At 71.1% G+C, this 20,162-nt stretch carries 17 protein-coding genes and 1 tRNA gene; 11 read left to right on the top strand and 7 right to left on the bottom strand.

The annotated features are described in order from the left end of the window. The first annotated feature begins 344 nt into the window (after positions 1–344). The 3 genes from purS to purL are packed head-to-tail and all read left to right on the top strand — an operon-like array spanning position 345 to position 3,516. Entirely contained in the window at positions 345–590 is a 246-nt protein-coding gene (gene purS, locus ACF1ED_RS28845; protein ID WP_015035032.1) for a phosphoribosylformylglycinamidine synthase subunit PurS, read from the top strand. After that, a complete protein-coding gene (purQ, locus tag ACF1ED_RS28840) occupies positions 587–1,267 on the top strand; it encodes a phosphoribosylformylglycinamidine synthase subunit PurQ (RefSeq protein ID WP_391765340.1) in 681 nt (226 codons plus the stop codon). The genes purS and purQ overlap by 4 nt, the downstream gene beginning before the upstream one ends. Continuing rightward, positions 1,267–3,516 (top strand): phosphoribosylformylglycinamidine synthase subunit PurL, encoded by a 2,250-nt coding sequence (gene purL, locus ACF1ED_RS28835; RefSeq protein ID WP_391765338.1) that lies wholly within the window; start codon positions 1,267–1,269, stop codon positions 3,514–3,516. The genes purQ and purL overlap by 1 nt, the downstream gene beginning before the upstream one ends. A 159-nt stretch (positions 3,517–3,675) precedes the next feature. Here the strand turns inward: purL and ACF1ED_RS28830 are convergent, their stop codons facing one another. Further along, positions 3,676–4,083, bottom strand: a complete 408-nt coding sequence (locus ACF1ED_RS28830; protein ID WP_391765336.1) for a nuclear transport factor 2 family protein — start codon at positions 4,081–4,083, stop codon at positions 3,676–3,678. 66 nt (positions 4,084–4,149) lie between these two features. Here ACF1ED_RS28830 and ACF1ED_RS28825 point away from each other — a divergent pair, with 66 nt between their 5' ends. Both ACF1ED_RS28825 and ACF1ED_RS28820 read left to right on the top strand, forming a co-directional pair. Continuing rightward, a complete protein-coding gene (locus tag ACF1ED_RS28825; RefSeq protein WP_391765334.1) occupies positions 4,150–4,938 on the top strand; it encodes a sterol carrier family protein in 789 nt (262 codons plus the stop codon). Positions 4,939–4,977: 39 nt separating this feature from the next. Then, positions 4,978–5,796, top strand: coding sequence for an META domain-containing protein (locus tag ACF1ED_RS28820; RefSeq protein WP_391765333.1), 819 nt, complete (start codon positions 4,978–4,980; stop codon positions 5,794–5,796). Here the strand turns inward: ACF1ED_RS28820 and ACF1ED_RS28815 are convergent. Beyond that, positions 5,790–7,181, bottom strand: coding sequence for a sulfatase (locus tag ACF1ED_RS28815; protein ID WP_391765331.1), 1,392 nt, complete (start codon positions 7,179–7,181; stop codon positions 5,790–5,792). The genes ACF1ED_RS28820 and ACF1ED_RS28815 overlap by 7 nt on opposite strands. A gap of 58 nt (positions 7,182–7,239) precedes the next feature. Beyond that, the gene (locus tag ACF1ED_RS28810; RefSeq protein WP_324616102.1) at positions 7,240–7,332 is read right to left on the bottom strand and encodes a putative leader peptide; all 93 of its coding nucleotides are present in this window, start codon (positions 7,330–7,332) and stop codon (positions 7,240–7,242) included. A gap of 305 nt (positions 7,333–7,637) precedes the next feature. Between ACF1ED_RS28810 and purF the strand changes: the two genes are divergently transcribed. Together purF and purM are read left to right on the top strand one after the other, a co-directional pair. Continuing rightward, complete coding sequence (purF, locus tag ACF1ED_RS28805) at positions 7,638–9,164, top strand: amidophosphoribosyltransferase (protein WP_391765329.1); 1,527 nt, start codon at positions 7,638–7,640, stop codon at positions 9,162–9,164. A 44-nt stretch (positions 9,165–9,208) separates the two neighbouring features. After that, positions 9,209–10,288 (top strand): phosphoribosylformylglycinamidine cyclo-ligase, encoded by a 1,080-nt coding sequence (gene purM / locus ACF1ED_RS28800; protein WP_391765327.1) that lies wholly within the window; start codon positions 9,209–9,211, stop codon positions 10,286–10,288. A gap of 143 nt (positions 10,289–10,431) precedes the next feature. Here the strand turns inward: purM and ACF1ED_RS28795 are convergent, their stop codons facing one another. Both ACF1ED_RS28795 and ACF1ED_RS28790 read right to left on the bottom strand, forming a co-directional pair. Then, the gene (locus ACF1ED_RS28795) at positions 10,432–10,686 is read right to left on the bottom strand and encodes a DUF3073 domain-containing protein (RefSeq protein WP_189852480.1); all 255 of its coding nucleotides are present in this window, start codon (positions 10,684–10,686) and stop codon (positions 10,432–10,434) included. Positions 10,687–10,975: 289 nt separating this feature from the next. Next, positions 10,976–12,058: a Leu/Phe/Val dehydrogenase gene (locus ACF1ED_RS28790; protein WP_391765325.1), complete on the bottom strand. Its 1,083-nt coding sequence runs from the start codon at positions 12,056–12,058 to the stop codon at positions 10,976–10,978. Positions 12,059–12,211: 153 nt separating this feature from the next. On the opposite strand from ACF1ED_RS28790, the gene ACF1ED_RS28785 reads away from it, so the two are divergent. Then, positions 12,212–13,066, top strand: a complete 855-nt coding sequence (locus ACF1ED_RS28785; protein WP_391765323.1) for a hypothetical protein — start codon at positions 12,212–12,214, stop codon at positions 13,064–13,066. Between the two features lie 546 nt (positions 13,067–13,612). Continuing rightward, positions 13,613–13,819, top strand: coding sequence for a developmental transcriptional regulator BldC (gene bldC, locus ACF1ED_RS28780; RefSeq protein WP_003949541.1), 207 nt, complete (start codon positions 13,613–13,615; stop codon positions 13,817–13,819). 435 nt (positions 13,820–14,254) lie between these two features. Here the strand turns inward: bldC and ACF1ED_RS28775 are convergent. Together ACF1ED_RS28775 and hrpA are read right to left on the bottom strand one after the other, a co-directional pair. Further along, a tRNA-Asp gene (locus ACF1ED_RS28775) sits at positions 14,255–14,328 on the bottom strand. 97 nt (positions 14,329–14,425) lie between these two features. After that, positions 14,426–18,439: an ATP-dependent RNA helicase HrpA gene (gene hrpA / locus ACF1ED_RS28770; protein WP_391765321.1), complete on the bottom strand. Its 4,014-nt coding sequence runs from the start codon at positions 18,437–18,439 to the stop codon at positions 14,426–14,428. A gap of 129 nt (positions 18,440–18,568) precedes the next feature. Here hrpA and ACF1ED_RS28765 point away from each other — a divergent pair, with 129 nt between their 5' ends. Both ACF1ED_RS28765 and ACF1ED_RS28760 read left to right on the top strand, forming a co-directional pair. Next, positions 18,569–19,321, top strand: coding sequence for a DsbA family protein (locus ACF1ED_RS28765; protein ID WP_391765319.1), 753 nt, complete (start codon positions 18,569–18,571; stop codon positions 19,319–19,321). Next, positions 19,318–20,157 carry a cytochrome c biogenesis CcdA family protein gene (locus ACF1ED_RS28760; protein WP_391765317.1) on the top strand — a complete coding sequence of 280 codons (840 nt, stop codon included), beginning with the start codon at positions 19,318–19,320 and terminating at the stop codon, positions 20,155–20,157. The genes ACF1ED_RS28765 and ACF1ED_RS28760 overlap by 4 nt, the downstream gene beginning before the upstream one ends. The last annotated feature ends 5 nt before the right edge of the window (positions 20,158–20,162 follow it).

Below are 20,162 nucleotides of genomic sequence, written 5' to 3'. Positions count from 1 at the left end.
GCCCGCCACCTGTCAAGGGCTATGGGTACGCCTCTGACGTGCGGTGACACCAGGCCTCTGGCTGCCCAGGGACAATGCTGTTTTCCTCTGGATTCCTTTGTACAGCGATGGGCGTCGCATTGTGAAGCCCTGTCAATTGTCTCAGCGTGTCCCGGGGCAATCGGCGGCGCAATATTTCACTCGCATTTCATGTGCGGCGGGGTGTAGGGGGTTTGGGGTGGATCATCGCCGGGGGTGCCTTCCGGCCTGGGTATTTGTAGGATCCTTCAGATCTCTACCCGCGTAGAATTTGGAGGCAGGTACGCTGAGGGAACCGCCCACGCAACACACCACCGGGAGTGCCAGTGGCACGCGTCGTAGTCGACGTCATGCTCAAGCCGGAGATCCTCGACCCCCAGGGACAGGCGGTGCAGCGTGCACTGCCCCGCCTCGGGTTCGCCGGGATCGCCGACGTCCGTCAGGGGAAGCGCTTCGAGCTGGAGGTGGAGGGGCCGGTCGACGACGCCGCCCTCGCCCGCATCCATGAGATGGCCGAAACCTTCCTTGCCAACACCGTGATCGAAGACTTCGTCGTGAAGGTCGAGTCGTGACCGCTCGCATCGGCGTCGTCACCTTCCCCGGCACGCTCGACGACCAGGACGCGCTGCGCGCCGCCCGCCTCGCGGGCGCCGAGCCGGTCTCGCTGTGGCACCGCGACAAGGACCTCAAGCAGGTCGACGCCGTGGTCCTCGCCGGCGGCTTCTCCTACGGCGACTACCTGCGGGCGGGCGCCATCTCGCGCTTCTCGCCGGTGATGGAGACCATCATCGAGCAGGCGAAGGCCGGCATGCCGGTCCTCGGCATCTGCAACGGCTTCCAGATCCTCACCGAGGCCCATCTGCTGCCGGGCGCGATGCTCCGCAACAACCACCTCCACTTCATCTGCCGCGACCAGAAGCTGCGGGTGGAGAACGCGGAGACCGCCTGGACCTCGGACTACGTCCGGGGCCAGGAGATCGAGGTCCCGCTCAAGAACATGGACGGCCGGTACGTCGCCGACGAGCGCGTGCTCGACGAGCTGGAGGCCGAGGGGCGGGTGGCCTTCCGCTACCTGGACGTGAACCCCAACGGCTCGCTCCGCGACATCGCGGGCATCACCAACGCCGCAGGCAACGTGGTCGGCCTCATGCCGCACCCCGAGCACGCCGTCGAGCCGCTGGTCGGCACCGGCAAGACGGACGGCCTCGGTTTCTTCACCTCGATCCTCAAGAAGCTGGTCAACGCCTGATGAGCCTCGACACCGTCAAGCACGCGAGCGAGACGCCGGACAGCGAGCAGCCCTGGAAGGAGCTCGGCCTCAAGGAGGACGAGTACGCGCGCATCCGCGAGATCCTCGGCCGCCGTCCCACCGGCGCCGAGCTCGCCATGTACTCCGTCATGTGGTCCGAGCACTGCTCCTACAAGAGCAGCAAGGTCCACCTGAAGCAGTTCGGCGAGAAGACCCCGGAGAACGACGCCATGCTCGTCGGCATCGGCGAGAACGCCGGCGTCGTCGACGTGGGCCAGGGGTACGCGGTCACCTTCAAGGTCGAGTCGCACAACCACCCCTCGTACATCGAGCCCTACCAGGGCGCGGCCACCGGCGTGGGCGGCATCGTCCGCGACATCCTCGCCATGGGCGCCCGCCCGGTCGCGGTCGTCGACCCGCTGCGCTTCGGCGCGGCCGACCACCCCGACACCAAGCGCGTGCTGCCCGGTGTCGTCGCCGGCATCGGCGGCTACGGCAACTGCCTGGGCCTGCCGAACATCGGCGGCGAGGTCGTCTTCGACTCCTGCTACCAGGGCAACCCCCTGGTCAACGCCGGCTGCATCGGCGTGATGAAGCACGAGGACATCCACCTCGCCAAGGCCTCCGGCCCCGGCAACAAGGTCATCCTGTACGGCGCCCGCACCGGCGGCGACGGCATCGGCGGCGTCTCGGTCCTCGCGTCCGAGACCTTCGACGACACCAAGCCGACCAAGCGCCCCGCGGTCCAGGTCGGCGACCCGTTCCAGGAGAAGCTCCTCATCGAGTGCACCCTGGAGATCTTCCAGGAGAAGCTCGTCGCGGGCATCCAGGACCTCGGCGGCGCCGGGCTCTCCTGCGCCACCTCCGAGCTGGCCTCGGCCGGCTCCGGCGGCATGCGGGTCGACCTGGAGAAGGTCCACCTGCGCGACGCCACGCTCTCTCCCGAGGAGATCCTCATGAGCGAGTCGCAGGAGCGCATGTGCGCGATCGTCGAGCCGCAGCACGTCGACCGCTTCCTGGAGATCTGCGAGAAGTGGGACGTCATCGCGGTCGTCATCGGTGAGGTCACCGAGGGCGAGCGCCTGGAGATCTTCTGGCACGGCGAGCAGATCGTCGACGTGCCGCCGCGCTCCGTCGCCCACGAGGGCCCGACCTACCACCGGCCGTACGCCCGCCCGGAGTGGCAGGACGCGCTCCAGGCCGACGACGCCGGCAAGCTGCCCCGGCCGCGGAACGGCGCCGAGCTGAAGGACCAGGTCCTGAAGCTCGTCTCGTCCCCGAACCAGGCCTCGAAGTCCTGGATCACGGACCAGTACGACCGCTTCGTGCAGGGCAACACGGTCCTGGCGCAGCCCGAGGACGCCGGCATGGTCCGCATCGACGAGGAGACCAACCTCGGCGTGGCCATGGCGACCGACGGCAACGGCCGGTACGCCAAGCTCGACCCGTACACCGGCGCGCAGCTCGCGCTCGCGGAGGCGTACCGCAACGTCGCCGCCTCCGGCGCCAAGCCGCTCGCCATCTCGGACTGCCTGAACTTCGGTTCGCCCGAGGACCCGGCCGTCATGTGGCAGTTCGCCGAGGCCACCCGCGGCCTCGCCGACGGCTGCTTCCAGCTGGGCACCCCGGTCACCGGCGGCAACGTCTCGCTCTACAACCAGACCGGTGAGGTCGCCATCCACCCGACGCCCGTCGTGGCCGTCCTCGGTGTGATCGACGACGTCAACCGCCGCACCCCGATCGCCTTCGCGGAAGAGGGCCAGCTCCTCTACCTGCTCGGCGACACCAAGGAGGAGTTCGGCGGCTCGGCCTGGTCCGAGGTGATCCACCAGCACCTCGGCGGCATGCCGCCGGCCGTGGACCTCGACCGGGAGAAGCTGCTCGGCGAGATCCTGATCTCGGGCTCCCGCGACGGCATGATCGACGCGGCGCACGACCTGTCCGACGGCGGTCTCGTGCAGGCGGTCGTCGAGTCCTGCCTGCGCGGCGGGAACGGCGCGCGCCTGGTCGTCCCCGAGGGCCTGGACGCCTTCACGTTCCTCTTCTCGGAGTCGGCGGGCCGCGCGGTCGTCGCCGTCCCGCGCAGCGAGGAGCTCCGCTTCACCGACATGTGCGGCGCCCGCGGCCTGCCGGCGACCCGCATCGGCGTCGTCGACGGCGACGCGGTCGACGTCCAGGGCGAGTTCGCGCTCACCCTGGAGGAGCTGCGCACCGCGCACGAGGCGACGATCCCGGGCCTGCTGGCCTGAGTCGGTTCCACCGGAAACCCCCGCTCCGCTCGGGCGGGGGTTTCCGCGTTCCCCGGCGTACGGGACGACGGCCCCGTACGCCCTCCGGGACGGCGGCCCCGCACGCCCCCCCCGGAACGGCGGGTCCCTCACCGCGCCGGTCGGGGAGCGGCCGGTGTCCTAGCCCGCGCCCCAGAAGGCGTCCGACTCGGGGATGTCCGCCACGCACTCGTCGATGTCGGTGATCCTGCCGCCGACGAGGGTGAAGAAGAGGCCGCCGTCCATCTCGATGCCCCGGTCGTCCCGGTCGCCGTGCCACCGGTGGACGGACATCACGTGGCCCCGGCCGTCCGGGTAGACGCCCTTCAGCTCGACCCGGAAGGTTCCGCCGGTCAGCTCGGCCAGCATCCCGTAGTGGGCCAGGACGTTGTCCCGGCCTTTGAAGTGCCCGGACATCTGGCTCTCGCCGGGCGAGTGGTGCGTGCAGTCGCTGGTCATGAGGGAGGCGAGCGTCTCCACGTCGCCGGCACCGAACGCTTCGTACCCCCGGCGCACGACAGCCGCGTCGGGGTGTTCGTGATGGGTCATGGTCCCCCACTGCCTTTCCACAGGGGTTTCCCCCCTCCCCTCAAGTCTCGGCGTTAGCCTCGGGCCATGCCACCCGCCAGGAAACGCACCCGCAGCTACGACCCCGCCAAGACCCGGGCCGCCGTCTCCGCCCAGTTCGGGCACGTCCGGGACGCGGTCCTCGCCCTGCCGCCGGAGGCCCTCGACGGCCCCACCCGGCTGGGGGAGTGGACGGTGCGCGACCTGGCCGGGCACGTGACCACGGCGCTCGGCGCGGTCGTCCGCGGCCTCGAAGGGCCCGAACCGGCCGCGCGCGAACTCGCCCTGCTGGACTGGCCCCCGGCCACCGCGACCGCCGCCGGGCGGATCGACGAGGACGTCCGTGCCACCGACACCGCCGACCTGCCGGGGCTGTACGCGAGGACGGCGGAGCGGTACGGGGAGCTGGTCGCCGGCGCGGACGGGGAGCGGCTCGTGCCGACCCGTTTCGGCGCCATGACGCTCGCCGACTTCCTCGTCACCCGGACCGTCGAGCTGGTCGTGCACACCGACGACCTCGCCGCCGCGACCGGCACGGAGATCCCCTACGACCGGCAGGCGCTGGCCGCCTGCACCCGGTTGCTCGCCGACGCGCTCGCGGCGAAGGCCCCCGGCGGCGCGGTGGAGGTCAGGATCCCGCCGTACGCGGTGGTGCAGTGCGTGGAGGGCCCCCGGCACACCCGGGGCACCCCGCCGAACGTCGTCGAGACGGACCCGCTCACCTGGATCCGCCTGGCCACCGGGCGTACCGCCTGGGCGGCCGAGCTGGACGCGGCCCGGATCGCTGCCAGCGGCGAGCGGGCGGATCTGGAGCAGCTGCTTCCCCTGATGGGCTGAGTCCGGGAACCCGGCGGGCGCGCGCCGCGTCCCACCGGCATGCCGAAGCCGCGCAGCACCCTCGCCGCCGCCGTCCTGCTCGTCACGCTCGCCTCCCTCACCGCCTGTGGACGGGGCGGGGCCGGGGGAGCGGGGGCGGGCGACCCCGACCTCCCGCTCACCGGCACCCACTGGACCGTGGCCGCGGTCACCGTCGACGGCAGCCGCTCGAAGGCCCCCGAGGGGGCCCGCGTCGACTTCACCGGGGAGGGGCGGGCCCAGGGCAGTACCGGCTGCAACCGCTTCGGCGCGGCCGTCGCCGTGGCCGGCGCCACCGTGACCGTCTCCTCGGAGGAGGTCACGGAGATGGGCTGCCCCGAGGACCGGCAGCGCTTCGAGACCGCCTTCCTCGCCGCCTTCACCGGGCCGCTGAGGGGCACGCCGGCGGACGGCGCGCTCACCCTCGCCTCCTCCGACGGGACGAAGAAGGTGGAGCTGACCGCCGAGGCGTCCGTCCCGCTGCGCGGCACCTCCTGGAAGGTCGACGGCCTGGTCTCCGGCGACACGGCCGCCTCCCTCCCGGCCGGGAGCGGGGAGAAGGCCCGCTTCGTCATCGGCGCCGACGGCCGGATCACCGGCAACCTCGGCTGCAACGGCTTCTCCGCGACCGCGAAGCTCGACGAGCGGGCCCGCACCCTCACCGTCGAGGGTCCGGCCGCCACCACCCGCATGATGTGCACGGGCCCCCAGATGGCCCTGGAGACGAAGCTCTACGAGCTCCTCGACGGCCCCCTCTCCTACCGGCTGGACCACCGCGCCCTGACCCTCACCGACGGGTCGGGCGAGGGGCTGACGGCGGTCGCCGGGCCGGCTCAGTAGCGCAGCAGTCCCGCGTCGACGCGCTCCCAGGCGGCCCGCAGCTCGGCCAGCCGCGCCTGCTCGAAGGGCGCCCGGTCGGCCTGCTCGCGGGCGTCCTCGGAGAGGTGGAAGAGCTGGTCGCGGCCGTTCTCGCCGCGGTAGTACTTCCAGTCGCCGCGGCGCAGCGCCCGCTCGCCCCGCACCCGCCAGAAGAGGTCCCGCTCGGGCACGTCCTCGCCGCGCAGCAGGTGCCCGGCGAGGCTGGTGCCGTCGAGGGGGTACGCGGGGTGGGGCCGGGCGCCGGCGAGTTCGAGGAGGGTCGCGGTCCAGTCGGGCGTGTACACGGGCAGGTCGCTGACCTGGCCTCCGTCGATCCGGGCGGGCCAGCGCAGGACGGAGGGGACGCGGATGCCGCCCTCCTGGAGGGAGCCCTTGTTGCCGGCGAGGGGCCAGTTGTAGGAGAAGCGCTCGCCGCCGTTGTCGCTGGCGAAGAAGACGAGGGTGTCCTGCTCCTGGCCGGAGCGCTTGAGCGCCTTGAGGACCTGCCCGACCGAGCGGTCGAGGTCCTCGACCATCTCCTTGTACTTCTCGACCGAGCCGCCGTCCTGGTGCCAGAGGGCGGAGCGGTCGCCGGCCCTGATCCGGCGCACGATCCCGGCGCTCGCCTCCTCGTCGCCGTCGGCGATCCACGGCCAGTGCGGGGTGGTGAAGTTCAGGTTCAGCAGCCAGGGCCCCTCGTGCTCCCGGCTCACGTACTCGCTCGCCCGCTCGGTGAGGATCCGCGTGTAGTACCGCAGGTCCCGGTACTCGGCGTCGCCCTCGTAGAGGTCGTACTCGCCGCCGAGGCCGAGCTTGGAGTAGTACTCCAGGGCGCCGCCGAAGTTGCCGAAGAACTCGTCCCAGCCGGACTTGGTGGGGGAGTAGTCGGGGAGGTAGCCGCAGTGCCACTTGCCGATGAGGGCGGTGGCGTAGCCGGAGTCGCGGAGCAGCGAGGCGAGCGTGGGGTGGGTGGGCTCCAGGCCGACGGACCTGTCGGCGATCGGTTCGGCGAGGCCGCCCTTCGTACGGCCCGGGTGGCGGCCGGTGTAGAGGCTGAACCGGGTGGGGGAGCAGGTCGCGGAGCCGGAGTAGGCGTCGGTGAAGCGGACGCCGTCGCGGGCGAGCCGGTCGAGGTGCGGGGTGCGGATGTGCGGGGAGCCGTACGAGGAGAGGTCGGCCCAGCCCAGGTCGTCACCCAGGATGAAGAGGATGTTCGGCCGCCGGGAGTGGCGGCGCGGGCGCGCGGCCCGGAAGGGGCGCTCCGCGGTGGGCGTGGCCGCGGCGGCGGGCGCGGCACCGACGGCGGCCGCGGCGGCGGCGCCGGCGGCGGCCCCGCCGAAGGCGCGGCGGGACAGGGACGTGGACATGCGGGATCTCCAGAGGGAGCGAAGAGAAAGCAGAAGGGGGAGGTGGGGGGCGGCGCGTTCAGGCGCGGCGACAGCCGGCGCTCGCGACACGGACGAGGTCCACGTGCCGGCGCTGGACGAGGGTGACCGAGCGGTCACGCGGGGGCTGCATGGGCCAGGAGCCTGGTCGAGCGGGCCGGGGGCGTCAACGCCGGAAGGCCGGGTTGACGCGCGTAGTTCGCGTGATCGAAATGCCGGGGAAACCCTCGGTGTATGCGTTCTGCGTCACATCGCGGGCGGGCGGAGGGGGGTGGTACGGGCGTCCGGGCGGAGCGGCCCGGCGGTGGGAACCCTTCCCGCGCCTGCCTTGTAGGGCCATCCAAGTAGACGGCGATCTTTTGGTGTGATCACACGAGGGCGGTTTCCGCCCCGTTCCCCAATTCGGACCAGTGGTCGAGGTCCCCTAGACTCGAAGACGTGCCACGCGGAGACGGTCGACTCAATCACGATCTGCTCCCCGGGGAGAAAGGCCCCCAGGACGCTTGCGGCGTCTTCGGTGTCTGGGCTCCGGGTGAAGAGGTCGCAAAGCTCACGTACTTCGGGCTCTACGCCCTCCAGCATCGGGGTCAGGAATCCGCGGGAATCGCGGTCAGCAACGGCTCCCAGATCCTCGTCTTCAAGGACATGGGCCTCGTGTCCCAGGTCTTCGACGAGACCTCTCTCGGTTCCCTCCAGGGTCATATCGCGGTCGGTCACGCCCGCTACTCGACCACCGGGGCCTCCGTGTGGGAGAACGCCCAGCCGACCTTCCGGGCCACCGCCCACGGGTCCCTGGCGCTCGGCCACAACGGCAACCTGGTGAACACGGCGCAGCTGGCCGAGATGGTCGCCGACCTTCCCAAGAAGGACGGCCGCGCCACCCGGGTCGCCGCCACCAACGACACCGACCTGCTGACGGCGCTCCTCGCCGCCCAGGTCGACGAGGACGACAAGCCGCTCACCATCGAGCAGGCCGCCGCGAAGGTCCTCCCCGACGTCCGGGGCGCCTTCTCCCTCGTCTTCATGGACGAGCACACGCTCTACGCGGCCCGTGACCCGCAGGGCATCCGCCCGCTGGTCCTCGGCCGGCTGGAGCGCGGCTGGGTCGTCGCCTCGGAGTCCGCCGCCCTCGACATCTGCGGCGCCAGCTTCGTCCGCGAGGTCGAGCCGGGCGAGCTGATCGCGATCGACGAGAACGGCATCCGCACCTCCCGCTTCGCAGAAGCGAAGCCGAAGGGCTGTGTCTTCGAGTACGTGTACCTGGCCCGCCCCGACACGGACATCGCCGGCCGGAACGTGTACCTCTCCCGCGTCGAGATGGGCCGCCGCCTCGCCGCGGAGGCCCCCGTCGAGGCCGACCTGGTCATAGCGACGCCCGAGTCCGGCACCCCCGCCGCCATCGGCTACGCGGAGGCGTCCGGCATCCCCTTCGGCGCCGGCCTGGTGAAGAACGCCTACGTCGGGCGCACCTTCATCCAGCCCTCGCAGACCATCCGCCAGCTCGGCATCCGCCTCAAGCTGAACCCCCTCAAGGAAGTCATCAAGGGGAAGAAGCTCGTGGTCGTGGACGACTCCATCGTCCGCGGCAACACCCAGCGCGCCCTGGTCCGGATGCTCCGCGAGGCCGGCGCGGCCGAGGTCCACATCCGGATCTCCTCGCCGCCGGTCAAGTGGCCCTGCTTCTTCGGCATCGACTTCGCCACCCGCGCGGAGCTGATCGCCAACGGCATGTCCGTCGACGAGATCGGCAAGTCGCTCGGCGCGGACTCGCTCTCGTACATCTCCCTGGAGGGGATGGTCGAGGCGACCACCATCGCCAAGCCGAACCTCTGCCGTGCCTGCTTCGACGGCGAGTACCCGATGGAGCTGCCGGACCCCGAGCTGCTCGGCAAGCAGCTCCTGGAGACGGAGCTGGCCGCCGGCCCCGCCGCGACCGCGGCCGCCGACGCCCTGCGCCGTCCGTGAGACCCCGCTGCACCCCGCAGTGACGACACGAAAGTTCTCAACCCATGTCTGAGATCGCCAGTGCCGCAGGCGGCGCCAGTTACGCCTCTGCGGGCGTCGACATCGAGGCGGGCGACCGCGCCGTCGAGCTCATGAAGGAGTGGGTGAAGAAGACGCAGCGCCCCGAGGTCCTCGGTGGCCTCGGCGGCTTCGCCGGCCTCTTCGACGCCTCCGCCCTCAAGCGCTACGAGCGCCCGCTGCTCGCCTCGGCGACCGACGGCGTCGGCACGAAGGTCGACATCGCCCGCCAGATGGGCGTGTACGACACCATCGGCCACGACCTGGTCGCCATGGTCATGGACGACATCGTCGTCTGCGGCGCCGAGCCGCTCTTCATGACCGACTACATCTGCGTGGGCAAGGTCCACCCGGAGCGGGTCGCCGCCATCGTGAAGGGCATCGCCGAGGGCTGCGTCCTCGCCGGCTGCGCCCTGATCGGCGGCGAGACGGCGGAGCACCCGGGCCTCCTCGGCCCGGACGACTTCGACGTGGCCGGCGCGGGCACGGGCGTCGTCGAGCACGACCGCCTGCTCGGCGCCGATCGCATCCGTACGGGGGACGCGGTCATCGCCATGGCCTCCTCCGGGCTTCACTCCAACGGGTACTCGCTCGTCCGTCACGTGGTCTTCGACCGCGCCGGCATGCGGCTCGACCAGCGGGTCGAGGAGCTGGGCCGGACCCTCGGCGAGGAGCTCCTGGAGCCCACGAGGATCTACTCGCTGGACTGCCTGGCGCTCACCCGGACCTCCGAGGTGCACGCCTTCAGCCACATCACCGGCGGCGGCCTCGCGGCCAACCTCGCCCGGGTCGTCCCGGACGGCCTGCACGCCACCGTGGACCGCTCCACGTGGACCCCCGGCGCGATCTTCGACCTCGTCGGCACCGCCGGCCAGGTGGAGCGCCTGGAGCTGGAGAAGACCCTCAACATGGGCGTCGGCATGATGGCCGTCGTCCCCGCCGAGTCGGTCGACGCCGCCCTCGCCACGCTGGCCGACCGCGGGCTCGACGCCTGGGTGGCCGGCGAGATCACCGAGCGCGGCGACAAGGACTCCGGCGCGGAGCTGGTCGGCGACTACGCGAAGTAGTCGGAACCCGAGTACACGGAAGAAGGGGCACCCCGCCGGGCGGGGTGCCCCTTCCTCATGGTCTCCGGACCGCTCGTACCGCCCCTGAGCAGCACGAAAACTCGGTCCGGGATGTCCTGGACCGAGTTTCGGCGTTCAAAAGGTCAAGCGCGACGCCGGGACGACTGCGGACCGGACTCGTCGTCCTCGTCCTCGTCGTCCGTGTTGTAGAGATCCGCGTACTGCGCGTACGGGTCGTCTTCCTCGTCGTCGTCCTCGAACGGCTCGCCATTCGGCGGCTGGCTCGAAGTCGAAGCGCCCAGCTCATTGGCCAGACGCGACAGGTCAGTCCCGCCGCTGCTGTACTTCAGCTGGCGGGCGACCTTGGTCTGCTTGGCCTTTGCCCGGCCGCGCCCCATGGCTCGACCCCCTCGGTGACGGGGCTCGCTGGCCCCAGAGTCTTGACACGCGTTCATGATGCGAAACGGACTCTCGATGGAGAGACCGGCCCGCAGGGCTTCAACGGTACCTGTTTCCTCGGGTCTACGGTACGCCGCGCGCATCACATACCCCGGTACAGAACCATCGAGGTGCCCTTTCCTCGCTGGTCAATCGCGATTTTAACCCCTTCCGGGGGGTCGACCCGCCGACCGGCGTGAGCGAAGTCTCGCGGACGGCGGGCCGGTCACTCCCCGTGACCGGGGCGGCTCAGCCGCGCCGGGCCTCGGCCATCCGCTGCTCGGCGATGCGGTCGGCGGCGGCGGCCGGCGGAATGCCGTCCGCCTTCGCACGCGCGAAGATCTCCAGGGTGGTGTCGAAGATCTTCACGGCCTTCGCCTTGCAGCGGTCGAAGTCGAAGCCGTGCAGCTCGTCGGCGACCTGGATGACGCCGCCGGCGTTCACCACGTAGTCGGGGGCGTAGAGGATGCCGCGCTCCACGAGGTCCTTCTCGATCCCCGGGTGGGCGAGCTGGTTGTTCGCCGCGCCGCAGACGATCCTCGCCGTGAGGAACGGCACCGTCTCCTCGCTGAGCGCGCCGCCCAGCGCGCACGGCGCGTAGACGTCCAGGCCCTCGACGCGGATCAGGGCCTCGGTGTCGGCGACCACGGTCACCTGCGGGAACTTCTCGGTGATCCGGCGCACCGACTCCTCGCGGACGTCGGTGACGAAGACCTCGGCCCCGTCGGAGACCAGGTGCTCGACGAGGTAGTGGCCGACCTTGCCGACGCCGGCGACGCCGACCTTCCGGCCGCGCAGCGTCGGGTCGCCCCACAGGTGCTGGGCGGAGGCGCGCATGCCCTGGAAGACGCCGAAGGCGGTCAGGACGGAGGAGTCGCCGGCGCCGCCGTTCTCGGGGGAGCGGCCGGTGGTCCACTGGTTGGCGCGGGCCACGACGTCCATGTCGGCGACGTAGGTGCCGACGTCGCAGGCGGTCACGTAGCGCCCGCCGAGGGAGGCGACGAAGCGGCCGTAGGCGAGGAGCAGTTCCTCGGTCTTGATCTGCTCGGGGTCGCCGATGATCACGGCCTTGCCGCCGCCGTGGTCGAGCCCGGCCATGGCGTTCTTGTACGACATGCCGCGCGCGAGGTTGAGGGCGTCGGCGACGGCCTCGGCCTCGGTCGCGTACGGGTAGAAGCGGGTGCCGCCGAGGGCGGGGCCCAGCGCGGTGTTGTGCAGGGCGATGACGGCCTTGAGGCCGGTGGCGCGGTCCTGGCAGAGCACGACTTGCTCGTGTCCGCCCTGCTCCGAGTGGAACAGGGTGTGCAGGACGCCGTCGGATACAGCGGTCACGGTGGTGACTCCCGGGTACGAAGCGGCGGAATGTCCCCCCTGCGGGTGGGGGAGGACACATTGCGCCACGAGATTAAGTCCTACCTGGGCGTAGGAGGGGCGGAGTGGGCCGGATCACCCCCTCGCGGAGTACCCGCGTGGAAGGATCGGGACATGTCGGTCGACTCCGCGCTGCTCGTCCCGTACGCCTCCTATCTGCGGGTGTACGAGCCACTGGCGGCGTTCCCCGAGCCGGAGCGGACCCACTGGTCGCGGTACGTCCGCAGGCCGTGCGTCCCGGGGGCCCAGGACGAACTGCGGCGCTCGCTGGCGGACCTGGTGCCGGTGCCGCCGGTCCCGGTGCCGGTGCACGAGAGCGGCGAGGCCTTCGTGGCGCACCTGGACGGCGTGGTGGTCGTCTGCCCGTGGCGGACCCGGCTGCGGGGCTGGCTGGCGCTGCGCGAGCTGGTGGCGGAGAGCGGGCTGCCGGCCCCGGTGCTCGACGCGATGCTGCCGCCGGTCGTACGGGCCCAGGTGGAGGCGGACCACGAGCGGTGGCTGGAGCGGAACCCGGACGCGCGGCCGTGGATCCGGACGGCGGCGTGGCAGGTCCCGCTGCGCTGGTTCGCGCTCTTCGGGGACGAGGAGCGGGTGTACGAGCCGGGGGACCGGGCGGCCGGCCGGGCGCCGGTGCTGCGCTACCGGACGACGATGGCCCAGGCGCGGCGGCGGCTCGCGCGGGCGCTGCGCGCGCTGCGGGACTCGCTGGACGAGGGGTCGATGGCGGAGGGTCTGGTCGAGGTGGGCCGCTGGCTGGAGGAGTTCCACCCGCGGGCGCTCGTGGAGCTGGACTACGGCGGGCTCGTGCACGCGGTGGACCGGGAGCGGCTGGCGGCGGACCGGTCGGCGGCGGACGTGGCGGAGGGGCTCGCGGCGCTGCGGTCGGGGGACGAGAAGGCGGCGGGCGAGGTGTACGCCCGGCTCGCGGAGCGCTGGCGGGCCGTCAGGGACCTGCGCCACGCGAATTGACATAGGTCGGGCATCTTCGTCAGGTGTGCATGGACAAGACATGTCCCGTCGGGGTAAATGATCTTCATGGCGTCTGGCCGGATCGATCTGTCCGGATCCGGCGGGACGTTGGTCCTGAACCGGGCCTTTGGCTCAAGCGTGACGGACAGCACTAAACGCACCCTTGCGTCGATCGCCCACCCTCGTGCCAAAATAGGACAAGGAGTCCGGGGAGGGTTCCTTCCGTCCAACTTTGGGCGGAACGCTCAGCATTGCACTCTATGGGGGGTCTGAGGACTCCTGATCGCTCTGTGACTGATCGTCACAGTGGTGTGACTGTCCGTTATGGCATGGTCAGTCGACTTCCGCCGCTGATGAACACCTGCGAGGGCAATTCCATCGGTTTGGCCGACGCGGCTGGACGGATGGTGTAGTTGTAGTGCCGAGGACAAGCCGTTCGTCCTATAACCGACTCGACCCGCTTCTGCCATTTCGGGCAAGGCGGGTCAAGGTGCAGAATTTAGAGGAAAGAACCGAGAAGGTTCGGTTCTCCCGAGGAGGCCGCTCATGACCGCTCGCACCCCTGATGCCGAGCCGCTGCTGACCCCTGCCGAGGTCGCCACGATGTTCCGCGTGGACCCGAAGACGGTCACTCGCTGGGCCAAGGCCGGCAAGCTCACGTCCATCCGCACCCTGGGTGGGCACCGCCGGTACCGCGAGGCCGAGGTTCGCGCTCTGCTGGCGGGCATTCCGCAGCAGCGCAGCGAGGCCTGAGGCTTCGGCGAGACACGCAACACCCCGTAGTACCGGGCACGTCCGGGTCCCCCAATCCGGTCGCCCGTCCCACAGCTCTGCCGGCGGTCCTGCCCCAACAGGTCACCGTCACCGATCGCGCTGGACTCCGCCGGGTCCAGCGCGATCGTCTTTTTGTGCCCCGGGTCACCCGTCGGCCATGGGTGCAATTGCACGTATTAAATCGAGCTGTTGTAGGGGTGGTGTAAATGAGGGGGTCCTGGAGGGACTTCGAGTGACTCCCGTCACATCACCGGAGGCTTGCCACTGAACAGCCTGTCACCCCGCGGGCGCCTCCCGACCCGCCGTTGGTCCCCGGCCCGTGGGTCCAAGGTCCCCCGTTCGGGTGGAGCTGGAACCCGCGTGCCGGCACACGAAGAAGGCCCGCATCGAGATGATGCGGGCCTTCTACGAAAGCGACTCTGACGGGACTTGAACCCGCGACCTCCACCTTGACAGGGTGGCGAGCTAACCAACTGCTCCACAGAGCCCTCGCAGCCGGTCTTTCTTGGCTGCGAGAAGAACTGTACAGCAGGTCAGCGGTCCGGTCGAACTCACCACCGGCGGACGGCCCGCAGGGGGGGACGCCTACCGCGCCGGGCCCGGCACCGCCGCGTCGATGGCCTTCACGATCCGCTTGTCCGACACCGGATGGGCCGTGCCCAGCGCGTGCGCGAAGTAGCTCACCCGCAGCTCCTCGATCATCCAGCGGATGTCCGTGACCTCGGCCGGCACCGGCCGGCCCTTCGGCAGCTGCTCCAGGAGCCACGCGTACTCGTCGAGCATCTCGTGGACCTTCTCCATCCGGGTGGTGTCCCGCTGGACCCCGGTCGGCATCTGCTGGAGCCGCCGGTCCACCGCCACCAGATAGCGCATCAGGTCCGGCAGCCGCTTCAGCCCCGTACGGGTCACGAAACCGGCCGGCACGAGCCAGGAGAGCTGCGTCCGGACGTCCTGGAGGTTCGGCAGCAGCGCGGGGCTCGTGGTGGCCTTCAGGCGCCGCTCGCACGCCTGCCAGGCCGCCAGGACCTGCTGGACCTGGCCCACCGTGCGGATCGTCAGCTCCACCAGGTCGGCGCGGACCTTGTCGTACAGCTTCCGGAAGGACTCCTCGTCCCACGCCGGGCCGCCGTGGTCGGCGATCAGCCGGTCGGCGGCGGCGGTGGCGCAGTCGTCGAAGAGCGCCTGGATCGAGCCGTGCGGGTTGGCCGACAGGGCCAGCTTCTGCTGGTTGGTCAGCCTGTCGGAGGCGAACTTCGCCGGGTTCACCGGGATGTTCAGCATGATCAGCTTCCGGGTGCCCCGCCACATCGCCCCCGCCTGCTCGGCCTCCGAGTCGAAGAGCCGTACGGCCACCGAGTCGCCCTCGTCGACCAGCGCCGGGTACGCCTTGACCGGCTGGCCGCCGCGCTTGGTCTCGAAGACCTTCGTCAGCGTGCCGATCGTCCAGTCCCTGAGCCCCGCGCGCTCCAGGGAGGGCCCGGAGCCGTCCGGGCCCGCCGTGGCCGCCTGGGCGGCCTTGGAGAGCGCCTGGCGGGCCTTGGGGCGCAGCTTGAGGCGCAGCGTCTCCAGGTCCTTGTCCTCGGCCAGCTTCCGGCGCCGCTCGTCGACGATCCGGAAGGTGATCTTGAGGTGCTCGGGGACCTTGGCCCAGTCGAAGTCCTCCGGCGTCAGCGGTACCCCGACCATCCGCCGGAGCTCGCGCGCCAGCGCCGTCGTCAGCGGCTCCTGCACCGGCACGACCGCGTCCAGGAAGCGGCCGGCGTAGTTCGGCGCGGGCACGTAGTGGCGGCGGATCGGCTTCGGCAGCGAGCGGATCAGCTCGGTGACGACCTCCTCGCGCAGGCCCGGGATCTGCCAGTCGAAGCCCTCGTCCGTCACCTGGTTCAGCACCTGGAGCGGCACGTGGACGGTCACGCCGTCCGCGTCCGCGCCCGGCTCGAACTGGTACGTCACGCGGAACTTGAGCGCGCCCTGCCGCCACGAGTCCGGGTAGTCGTCCTTGGTGACGGCCCCGGCCTTCTCGTTGATGAGCATCTCGCGCTCGAAGTCGAGGAACTCCGGCGCAGTGCCTCCTTCGTGGAGCTTGTGCTTCCACCACGAGTCGAAGTGGGCGCCCGACACGACGTGTTCGGGGACCCGCTTGTCGTAGAAGTCGAAGAGCGTCTCGTCGTCGACGAGGATGTCCCGGCGCCGGGCCCGGTGCTCCAGCTCCTCGACCTCGGTGAGCAGCTTGCGGTTGTCGGCGAAGAACTTGTGATGGGTGCGCCAGTCGCCCTCCACCAGGGCGTTGCGGATGAAGAGCTCGCGGGAGACCTCGGGGTCGATCCGGCCGTAGTTGACCTTGCGGTCGGCGACGATCGGGACGCCGTACAGGGTCACCTTCTCGAAGGCCATCACGGCCGCCTGGTCCTTCTCCCAGTGCGGCTCGCTGTACGTCTTCTTCACCAGGTGCTGGGCGAGCGGCTCGATCCACTCGGGCTCGATCCGGGCGTTCACCCGGGCCCAGAGCCGGGAGGTCTCCACCAGTTCGGCGGACATCACCATCCGCGGGGGCTTCTTGAAGAGCGCCGAGCCGGGGAAGATCGCGAACTTGGCGTTCCGCGCGCCCAGGTACTCGCCCCGGGCGCCCTCGCGCCGGCCGTCCTTCGCGCCGTCCTTGCCGTCCTTGGAGTCCTTCACGTCCTTGAGGCCGATGTGGCTGAGGAGGCCGGAGAGGAGGGAGACGTGGATGGCCTGCTCGGGGAAGGCCTCGTCGTCCCGCGGCTCGGTGAGCTGTATCCCCATCTGCTTGGCGACCGTCCGCAGCTGGGCGTAGATGTCCTGCCACTCGCGGATGCGCAGGAAGTTCAGGTACTCCTGCTTGCACATCCGGCGGAAGGACGACGAGCCGCGCTCCTTCTGCTGCTCGCGGACGTACCGCCACAGGTTGAGGAAGGCGAGGAAGTCGCTGGTCTCGTCCTTGAAGCGGGCGTGCTGCTGGTCGGCCTGGGCCTGCTTCTCGGAGGGCCGCTCGCGCGGGTCCTGGATGGAGAGCGCGGCGGCGATCACCATGACCTCGCGGGCGCAGCCGTTCTTGTCGGCCTCCAGGACCATGCGGGCGAGCCGGGGGTCGACGGGGAGCTGGGAGAGCTTCCGGCCGAGCGGGGTGAGCCGCCGCTTCGGGTCCTTCTCGGCGGGGTCGATGGCGCCGAGTTCCTGGAGGAGCTGGACGCCGTCCCGGATGTTGCGGTGGTCCGGCGGGTCGATGAAGGGGAACTTCTCGATCTCGCCGAGGCCGGCCGCGGTCATCTGGAGGATGACGGAGGCCAGGTTGGTGCGGAGGATCTCGGCGTCGGTGAACTCCGGGCGGGTGAGGAAGTCGTCCTCGGAGTACAGCCGGATGCAGATGCCGTCCGACGTACGGCCGCAGCGGCCCTTGCGCTGGTTGGCGCTGGCCTGCGAGATCGCCTCGATGGGGAGGCGCTGGACCTTGGTGCGGTGCGAGTAGCGCGAGATGCGGGCGGTGCCCGGGTCGATCACGTACTTGATGCCGGGGACGGTCAGCGAGGTCTCGGCGACGTTGGTCGCGAGGACGATCCGGCGGCCGGAGTGCGCCTGGAAGACGCGGTGCTGCTCGGCGTGGGAGAGCCGGGCGTACAGGGGGAGGATCTCGGTGTCGAAGAGCTTCTTCTTGGTGAGCGCGTCCGCGGTGTCGCGGATCTCCCGCTCGCCGGAGAGGAAGACCAGGACGTCCCCGGGCCCCTCCTTCCGGAGCTCGTCCACGGCGTCGCAGATCGCGGTGATCTGGTCCCGGTCGGACTCCTCGGAGTCCTCCTCCAGGAGGGGCCGGTAGCGGACCTCCACCGGATACGTCCGTCCGGAGACCTCGACGATCGGGGCGTCGCCGAAGTGGCGGGAGAAGCGCTCCGGGTCGATGGTCGCGGAGGTGATGACGACCTTGAGGTCGGGGCGCCTCGGGAGCAGCTGGGCCAGGTAGCCGAGCAGGAAGTCGATGTTGAGGGACCGCTCGTGGGCCTCGTCGATGATGATCGTGTCGTAGGCGCGCAGCTCGCGGTCGGTCTGGATCTCGGCGAGCAGGATGCCGTCGGTCATCAGCTTCACGAAGGTCGCGTCGGGGTTCACCTGGTCGGTGAAGCGGACCTTCCAGCCGACGGCCTCGCCGAGCGGGGTCCTCAGCTCCTCGGCCACGCGCTCGGCGACCGTGCGGGCGGCGATCCGGCGGGGCTGGGTGTGGCCGATCATGCCCCGGACGCCCCGGCCGAGCTCCAGGCAGATCTTCGGGATCTGGGTGGTCTTGCCGGAGCCGGTCTCACCGGCGACGATCACGACCTGGTGGTCGCGTATCGCCTCCAGGATCTCGTCCTTCTTCTGCGAGACCGGGAGCTGCTCGGGGTAGCTGACGGCGGGCACGCGGGCGGCGCGCCCGTCGACGCGCTCCTTGGCCTTGGCCGCCTCTGCGGCGATCTCGTCCAGGACGGCCTCGCGGGCCTCGGGCTTGCGGATGCGGCGGGCGCCTTCGAGACGACGGCCGAGCCGGTGGGAGTCCCGCAGCGAGACCCCGGCCAGGACGGACTGGAGGGCGGCGAAGGAAGTAGACATACGGAATCCAGGATCGCACCTGCGGCCGAGAAGCGGCGAACCGATTTACGAGCGTCGTGGCGGCCGGATTGTGACGGCTTGGACCCCTTGCTCACGGAGTGTTCCCGGGCCGTGTCTAGAGTGCATGCCATGTCCAGCCCCCAGTCCCCCTCCAAGACCCGTCCCGTCCTGATCGTCGCGGGCGTGGCCGTCGCCGCCGCGCTGCTCGGTCTCGTCTCGTACACCGCCACCAAGCCGGCCGACCCGTCCGCCTCCGGTTCCTCCTCCGTCGCCGAGGTCTCCGCCGACCCGGACGCCGGGGTCTACGAGCAGCTGGAGAAGTACGCCCGCCGGGACGCGTCCGACGGGCTCGCCCTGGGCCGCGCCGACGCGCCGGTCGTGCTGATCGAGTACGCCGACTTCAAGTGCGGCTACTGCGGACAGTTCGCGCGGGACACCGAGCCCGCCCTGGTGGAGAAGTACGTCGAGAACGGCACCCTGCGCATCGAGTGGCGGAACTTCCCGATCTTCGGCGAGGAGTCCGAGGCCGTGGCCCGCGCCTCCTGGGCCGCCGGGCGGCAGGGCCGCTTCTGGCAGTTCCACAAGGCGGCGTACGCGGACGGGGCCAAGGAGAAGGGCTTCGGCACGGAGCGGCTGCGCGCCCTCGCGGCCGAGGCCGGGGTGCCCGACCTGGCGCGGTTCGGGAAGGACAGCGAGAGCGCGGCGGCCCGCGAGGCCGTGCGGAAGGACCAGGAGCAGGGGTACGCGCTCGGCGCCTCTTCCACCCCGTCCTTCCTGGTCAACGGCCGGCCGATCGCCGGCGCCCAGCCCCTGGAGACCTTCACGGAGGCCATCGAGGCGGCGGCGGAGAAGGCCCGCACCTCGGCGAAGGCCGGCCGGTGACCTCCGGGATCGGCTACTTCGCCGCCTTCCTCGGCGGCCTCCTCGCCCTCCTCAGCCCGTGCAGCGCCCTGCTGCTGCCGGCCTTCTTCGCGTACTCGATCGAGAACCGGGCGAAGCTGGTGGCGCGGACCGCGATCCTCTACGCGGGCCTCGCCACCACCCTCGTGCCGCTGGGCGCGGCGGGCTCGCTCGCGGGCCGCTTCTTCTACGGCCACCGGGACCTGCTGGTGACCGCGGGCGGCTGGCTGATCATCGGGCTCGGCGTCCTCCAGGTCCTGGGCCTGGGCTTCGCCTCCCGCCGGATGTCGGAGGCGAGCGGCCGCATCCGGCCGACCTCGGCGGTCTCGGTCTACGCCCTCGGCCTGGTCTACGGCCTGGCGGGGTTCTGCGCGGGCCCGATCCTCGGCAGCGTCCTGACGGTGGCGGCGCTGAGCGGCAGCCCGGCGTACGGCGGTCTGCTGCTCGCGGTGTACGCGCTGGGCATGGCGGTGCCGCTGTTCGCGCTGGCGCTGCTGTGGGAGCGGTACGACCTGGGGCGGCGGCGCTGGCTGCGCGGCCGGCCGCTGCGGTTCGGGCGCTTCGAGGTCCACTCGACCTCGCTGGCCTCGGGCCTCTTCTTCGTGGCGCTCGGCACGCTGTTCCTGGTCTTCGACGGGACGACGGCGCTGCCGGGGCTGCTCTCGGTGGACGACTCCTTCGCCGTGGAGCGCCGGGTGGCCGAGTGGGGCCGGGCGGTCCCGGACTGGGCCCTGCTGGTCGGGGTCGTGGCGGCGGTCGGTCTCGTCCTCGCGCTGCGGGGCCGTGGCCGGGTGCGGCGGGCGGAGCAGCCGGAATAGAGGAA

The organism is Streptomyces sp. NPDC014656 (assembly GCF_043084305.1).
Lineage (GTDB): Bacteria > Actinomycetota > Actinomycetes > Streptomycetales > Streptomycetaceae > Streptomyces.
Note: the sequence above shows the minus strand (reverse complement) of the source record. Positions and strands in the feature narration are given on the sequence as shown.